The 6,187-nt window shown below is 72.9% G+C and carries 6 protein-coding genes; 2 read left to right on the top strand and 4 right to left on the bottom strand.

Annotation, left to right across the window (positions count from 1 at the left end; all coding sequences use genetic code 11):
* Together H3C53_08545 and H3C53_08540 are read right to left on the bottom strand one after the other, a co-directional pair.
* The coding region (locus H3C53_08545) for a hypothetical protein (protein MBW7916714.1) at positions 1 to 303 on the bottom strand (303 nt) is incomplete at its 3' end.
* Positions 304 to 419: 116 nt separating this feature from the next.
* Positions 420 to 959, bottom strand: a complete 540-nt coding sequence (locus tag H3C53_08540) for a hypothetical protein (protein ID MBW7916713.1) — start codon at positions 957 to 959, stop codon at positions 420 to 422.
* Positions 960 to 1,176: 217 nt separating this feature from the next.
* Between H3C53_08540 and H3C53_08535 the strand changes: the two genes are divergently transcribed.
* Positions 1,177 to 3,093, top strand: coding sequence for a hypothetical protein (locus H3C53_08535; protein ID MBW7916712.1), 1,917 nt, complete (start codon positions 1,177 to 1,179; stop codon positions 3,091 to 3,093).
* 83 nt (positions 3,094 to 3,176) lie between these two features.
* On the top strand, positions 3,177 to 4,115 hold the full coding sequence (locus H3C53_08530; GenBank protein ID MBW7916711.1) for an aldo/keto reductase: 939 nt from the start codon (positions 3,177 to 3,179) through the stop codon (positions 4,113 to 4,115).
* Here the strand turns inward: H3C53_08530 and H3C53_08525 are convergent.
* Entirely contained in the window at positions 4,112 to 4,762 is a 651-nt protein-coding gene (locus H3C53_08525) for a GNAT family N-acetyltransferase (protein ID MBW7916710.1), read from the bottom strand. The two genes, H3C53_08530 and H3C53_08525, sit on opposite strands and share 4 nt — an antisense overlap.
* A gap of 36 nt (positions 4,763 to 4,798) precedes the next feature.
* Positions 4,799 to 6,136, bottom strand: coding sequence for an NADP-specific glutamate dehydrogenase (gene gdhA / locus H3C53_08520; GenBank protein MBW7916709.1), 1,338 nt, complete (start codon positions 6,134 to 6,136; stop codon positions 4,799 to 4,801).
* Between the last annotated feature and the right edge of the window lie 51 nt (positions 6,137 to 6,187).

Below are 6,187 nucleotides of genomic sequence, written 5' to 3'. Positions count from 1 at the left end.
CACCAACTCGAGGACGAGGTCACCGCCGGGGGAGCGCGAACCGAGCAGGCGCTCCACGTTCCCGGCGTCATCGACCAGCAGGAGCACGAAGCGGCCTGTCACCTCGGCGAGGTCGAGCGCCAGCTTGCCGCCGACGACCAGCCCGTGCCCCAGCAATCGGGTGCCGGAAGCGTCGATGAGCACCACCTCCGCCGGGCGGACTGTCGCGCCGGCGGCGGGTTGCGCCTGGGCGAGCGGCGAGGCCAGGTAGGCGGCCAACCCGATCAGCAGCAGGTTCCGGCCTAGGCGGTTGAGCGAGGACATCGCGTCGTCATCCTACTTCGTCTGCGCGCGGCGGCCGGCGCCGCCCGGGGGAAGCGCGGCGGCCGGCACCCGTCGGGTGCCGGCGCGCCTCGATGGGCCTGGCTTGAGACGCGAGCTCAATCGTCGTCGCCGTCGTCGGCGTCGTCGGCGTCGTCATCCTCGTCGTCGTCTTCGTCGTCATCCTCCTCATCGTCGTCCTGGTCGTCGTCCTGGTCATCGTCGTCGGCGTCGTCCACATCGTCGTCCGCGTCGTCGTCCGCGTCGTCGTCCGCCTCGTCGTCCGCGTCAGCGTCGTCGAGGTCGTCGTCCACGTCGAGGTCGAGGGCCAGGCCGTTGGAGGCCGCGAAGTCGGCGAGGCTGACCACGGCGCCGTCCACGACGAGCATGACCTCGCCGCTGCCGGAGTAGTGCACGTCGTAGGTGAGGACGCTCCCGTCTGCCGCGGTCACGGTCAGGGTCGCGAAGCCGGCCTGGCCCGGCAGTAGGTCGAACTCGAGCTCGTCGCGCTCGACCTGTCCCAGGCCGACGACGTTGCCGGCGTCGTCGCGAAGCTCCAGGCGAGCGCCCAGCGGCAGAGCGGCAGCGGCGGTGGAGACGGCGAGGGTGAGGGCGGCAAGGCCGGTGAGGGTGGTGCGGAGCAGGCGGTTGCGTTTCATCTCTTACCTCCTGCCGTCATCCTGCGGCCGGGGGCTGAAGCCCGCCTGAAGGGGCGCCTCCGGTCGAGATCGCCCGCGCCCTCCGCGGCTCGGCGCCCGGTCCCCGCCTCACGCGGGCGCCGCGGCCCGCCCCGACACCCTCGTTGAGGCGGCGTTAACACCGCGCCGGCTAGGCTTGCCGCGGTAGCGCCAAGTCACGCCTCACCGGGGAGGGATCATGACGGGCACTCACTTGGAGCAGTCTCGAGCCGAGCGGCCGCGGCGGCCTGCGCGCCCGCGCGTCGTTGGCGACTCGCCGCGCGGCCTCGCGCTCCTGCGTTGCGCTACGCGCACCGCCACGCGCACCGCCACGCGCACCGCCGCGCGCACCGCCGCGCGCGCCGTCGCGATGGCCGTCCTGCTCGCCGCGGCTCTCGCGCCGAGCGCCGCCGCGGCCCAGGAGTTGACCGCGCTCCTCCAGTTCGGTCCGGGAGGCCTCGACCCGGTGATGGCGGCCCCGGCGCAGGGCGGCGCGCTGCTCAACGTCTACGAGGGCCTCTACGGCTACGGGCGCGGCCCGGACGGCGGCCGCGTGCCTTTCCTCGCCACGGGTCACTCGGTGTCGGACGACGGCCTGACCTACACCTTCACGCTGCGCGCAGGGGTGAGCTTCCATGGCGGCAACCCGTTCCGGTGCGCAGACGTGGCCTACTCGGTCAAGCGCGCCCTCGTGATGAACCCTCGTGGCGGCGGGGCCGGGCCGCTGGCGGAGGCGCTACTTGGCACGCCCAGGAACGCCAACGACGAGCTTGGCTCCTTCGCCCGTCAGGAGCGCTTCGACGCGTACTGGGCCCGCATCGACGCCGCCGTCGAGTGCCCAGGCGACCTCACGGCGGTGTTCCGCGTGGCTCAGCCGGGACCCGCCACCTTCGCCAAGCTGTTCACCTCGGCGGGGTTCGTCATCGACAGCGAGTGGGCGAAGGCGAACGGGGCCTGGGACGGCACCGGCGCCACCTGGCGCGCCTGGGTGGGGGTCGCCGGCGACGACCACCTGCGCGCGCACGTCGGCGGCACGGGCGCCTACCGCCTCGTCGACGCCCAACCGGCCACCACCTGGCGCTTCGAGGCCAACGACGCCTACTGGGGCGGCGCGCCCAGCGTCAGGGTCGTCGAGCTGACGGTCGTGCCCGACCAGGCGGAGCGGGTCGCGGCGCTACTGGCCGGCGCCGCCGACTCGGTGGCGCTTTGGAACCGCTCCGACCTCGCCGCGCTGGCGGGGCAAGCGGGCGTCACCGTCCTGGACGCGGCGGTCGACGACGACCTCCCGGGTCGGCCCGTGACGCGGGTGCTCTACTTCAACCAGAGGATCACGTCCCCCGCGCGCTCGCGCGTCGGCTCCGGCAGGCTGGACGGTAGCGGCGTCCCACTCGACTTCTTCCGCGACCCCGACGCGCGCAAGTGCTTCGCTTACGCGTTCGACCAGGCGGCGTACGTTCGCGACGCGTTGGGCGGCCGCGGCGAGCTCCGGGCGACGGCGTTCCCGCCGGCGCTGCTCGCCCCCGACCCCACCGTCCCCGCCTACGCGCTCGACCTCGCCGCCGCGACAGCGCACTGCCGGGCGGCGTGGGCGGGCGCGCTGTGGGAGGAGGGCATGTCCCTCACCCTCAACTTCCCGGTGGACCCGACCGTCGAGTTCGTGGGCGAACCGATGCTGCGCTCACTGAAGGAGAACCTGGAGAGCATCAACCCGGCGTTCGAGGTCGAGGTCAGTGGGCTGCCGTGGGACGAGTACTACGACCTGGCGTGGCGGGGCAGGCTGCTCCTGGTCGTGTGGGCCGACGTGCCCGCCTACTGGGACCCCGACAGCGTGGCCCGCGCCTTCTACGCGTCGACGGGCGAGTTCGCGGCCGTGTCCGGCTACGCCAACCCGGCCGTCGACGAGCTGATCGTGAGGGCGGGGCGCGCCACGTCGGCGCCGGCGGTCCGGGCCGAGCTGTACGGCGAGATCGCCAGGCTGGCGCACGATGACGCCCCCTTCATCGTCCTGCCCGTCGAGCAGGACTTCTGGGTTACGAGCGGGCGGTTCAGCGGCCACGCCGTCAACCCGCTGAACCCTGCCCTCTGGTACTGGAAGGACCTGGTGCCCGCCCGCTGACCCGAGCACCCGGCCGCCGCGTTGGCGGCGGGCGGCGGGGGCAGTCCACCGCCGGCGCGCGCGGTTCGTGCGACACTCGGCGGATGGACACGCGCAAGATCGGTTCGCTCGACGTCTCAGTCATCGGCCTCGGCTGCAACAACTTCGGCGGCCGCATCGACGAGGCCGCCACGAAGCGGGTGGTGGACGCGGCCATCGCCGCGGGCGTCACCTTCTTCGACACGGCCGACATCTACGGCGGCACCCGCAGCGAGGAGTTCCTCGGCCGGGTGCTCGAGGGTCGCCGCGACGCCGTCGTCCTCGCCACCAAGTTCGGGATGGCCGCCAAGGACACGAGCGTCACGGGTGGCGCGCGCCCCGAGTACGTGCGGCGCGCCCTCGAGGACAGCCTCCGGCGGTTGCGGACGGATCACGTCGACCTCTACCAGCTGCACGAGCCGGACGCGAACACGCCGGTGGCCGACACGCTCGGCGCCCTTCACGAGGCCGTCGAGGCCGGGCTGGTCCGCGAGATCGGCTGCTCCAACTTCGGCGTGGCGCAGCTGGAGGAGGCCGCTGCGGCCTCCCGCCAACACGGCTGGCCCCGCTTCGCGAGCGTCCAGAACGAGTACTCCCTGCTCAGGCGCGAACCGGAGCGCGGGGTGCTCGCCGCCTGCGCGCGCCTAGGCGTGGCGTTCCTCCCCTACTACCCCCTCTTCGCGGGCATCCTCACCGGCAAGTACCGCCGCGACGAGCCGAACCCCGCGGGCACGCGCGTCACGGGCGCCGAGCGCTGGGAGAAGCACCTCACGCACGACCTCTACGACCTGCTCGAGGAGCTCGCCGGGTTCGCGGCCGATCACGGCCGCGAACTCCTCGACCTGGCGTTCGCGTGGCTCCTCGCCGAACCGGCCGTCGCCAGCGTCATAGCCGGCGCCACCAGCGCCTCGCAGGTGGAGCGCAACGCGCGCAGCGCCGCCTGGCGCCTCACGCCCACGGAGCGCGCCACCGTCACGGACCTGCTCGCGGCTCGCGGCTTCTAGCTCGCGCCGGGGCCGGCGGGCCCCGCGTCCGTCAACGTCTTCGTCATGACGAGGTGGGTGGCCGGCCGCCCAAGCCAGGGGCGCCAGAGCGGGCTCTCGTACTCACGCCAGACGCCGAAGCCGAGCTTCGCGTAGAGCGCGACCGCCGCCGCGTTCTCGGTGGTGGTCGAGAGCTGGACGCCCACCACGCCGCGGCGCGCGAGGCAGTCGAGGTGCGCCGCCAGGAGCGCGCGGCCGACCCCGCGCCCGCGGGCGGCGGTCAGCAGGTTGACGTGAAGGTGGGCCGGGAACCGGTCGTCCGGCGCCGAGCGGCCCGGCCAGCGCGCCGCCCTGGCGAGGAACGGCAGGCAGCCGCGCCAGCGCGGGAACTCGCCCCGGACGAGGCTCGCCACGAGGTGTGGCACCTGCCCCGCCAGGTGGCACCTGTAGCGCGGCAGGTCGCAGGCGCCCACCACGTAGCCGACGACGGCGCCCTCCGCCTCCGCCACGAGGTTGCAGCAGCCCACGCCCGCCAGGTACGGGTCCACCCAGAGGCGGGCGAACAGCTCGGCGTCGGGGAAGTAGCGCTCGGCGGAGGCGCCGAAGTAGCCGGTCGCGTGCGCCACGCGGGCCAGCGCCGCCCTATCGGCAGGTCCCGCGGGCCGGATCTCGGGCGCGCCGCTCCCCGCCACGCTCCTCCGGCCTCACACCACCCCGAGCGTCAGCATCGCCTGCGCCACCTTGCGGAACGAGGCGATGTTGGCGCCCAGAACGTAGTTGCCGGGCTCGCCGAACTCGGCCGCCGTGTCGTGGCACAGCTCATGTATGTCGGTCATGATCTCGCGCAGGCGTTCGTCGGTGTAGGCGAACGTCCAGGCGTCGCGGCTGGCGTTCTGTTGCATCTCGAGCGCCGACGTCGCGACGCCGCCCGCGTTGGCGGCCTTGCCCGGCCCGAACGCCACCCCCGCCCGGATGAAGGCTTCCACGGCCGCGGGCGTGCACGGCATGTTCGCCCCCTCGCCGACGGCCACAACGCCGCCGTTCACGAGCTTCGCCGCGTCGCGGCCGTTGAGCTCGTTCTGCGTGGCCGAGGGGAAGGCGGCGTCGCACGGCACGTCCCAGATGTTGCCGCCGCCGCGGTACTCGGCGCGCGGGTGGTGCTCCACGTACTCGGCTATGCGCCGCCGCTGCACCTCCTTGAGGCGCCTGACGGTGTCGAGGTCGAGGCCGTCGGGGTCGTAGGCGACCCCGTTCGAGTCCGAGCACGCCACGACCTTGGCGCCAAGCAGCTGCAGCTTCTGGATGGTGTAGATGGCCACGTTGCCGGCGCCGGACACCACGCACGTCTTGCCCTCGAGCGAGTCGCCGCGCGCCTCGAGCATGCGCTGCGTGAAGTAGACGCAGCCGTAGCCGGTGGCCTCGGTGCGGACGAGCGCGCCGCCGATGGAGAGGCCCTTGCCGGTGAGCACGCCCGACTCGTAACGGTTGGTGATGCGCTTGTACTGGCCGAACAGGTAACCGATCTCGCGCTGGCCCACGCCGATGTCGCCGGCGGGCACGTCGGTGTACTCGCCCAGGTGCCGGTACAGCTCGGTCATGAAGCTCTGGCAGAAGCGCATGACCTCGCCGTCGCTGCGCCCCTTCGGGTCGAAGTCCGAGCCCCCCTTGGCGCCGCCGATGGGGAGTCCCGTGAGGGCGTTCTTGAAGAGCTGCTCGAACGCCAGGAACTTCATGACCCCCATGTTGACGCTCGGGTGGAAGCGCAGGCCGCCCTTGTAGGGACCGAGGGCGCTATTGAACTCGATGCGGAAGCCGCGGTTGACGTGCACGTCGCCGCGGTCGTCCGTCCACGGCACCCGGAAGATGAGTTGCCGCTCGGGTTCGACCAGGCGCTCGATGAGGCGGTGCTGCAGGAGCTGCGGCTGCTTCGCCACCAGCGGATCGAGCGACTGCAGCACCTCGCTCACGGCCTGCAGGAACTCGCCCTCGCCCTGGTTCCTGCGCTTGACGATCTCGAAGATCTCGGACAGCGGTTCCGTCATCTGGTTGGCAGCCTCCCGGTCCCAGCCGGGGGTTCATGCGGTCGCCCGCAC

The organism is Trueperaceae bacterium, from assembly GCA_019454765.1.
Classification (GTDB): domain Bacteria; phylum Deinococcota; class Deinococci; order Deinococcales; family Trueperaceae; genus JAAYYF01.
The sequence above is the reverse complement of the archived record's forward strand: the minus strand, read 5'-3'. Positions and strand labels throughout refer to the sequence as shown.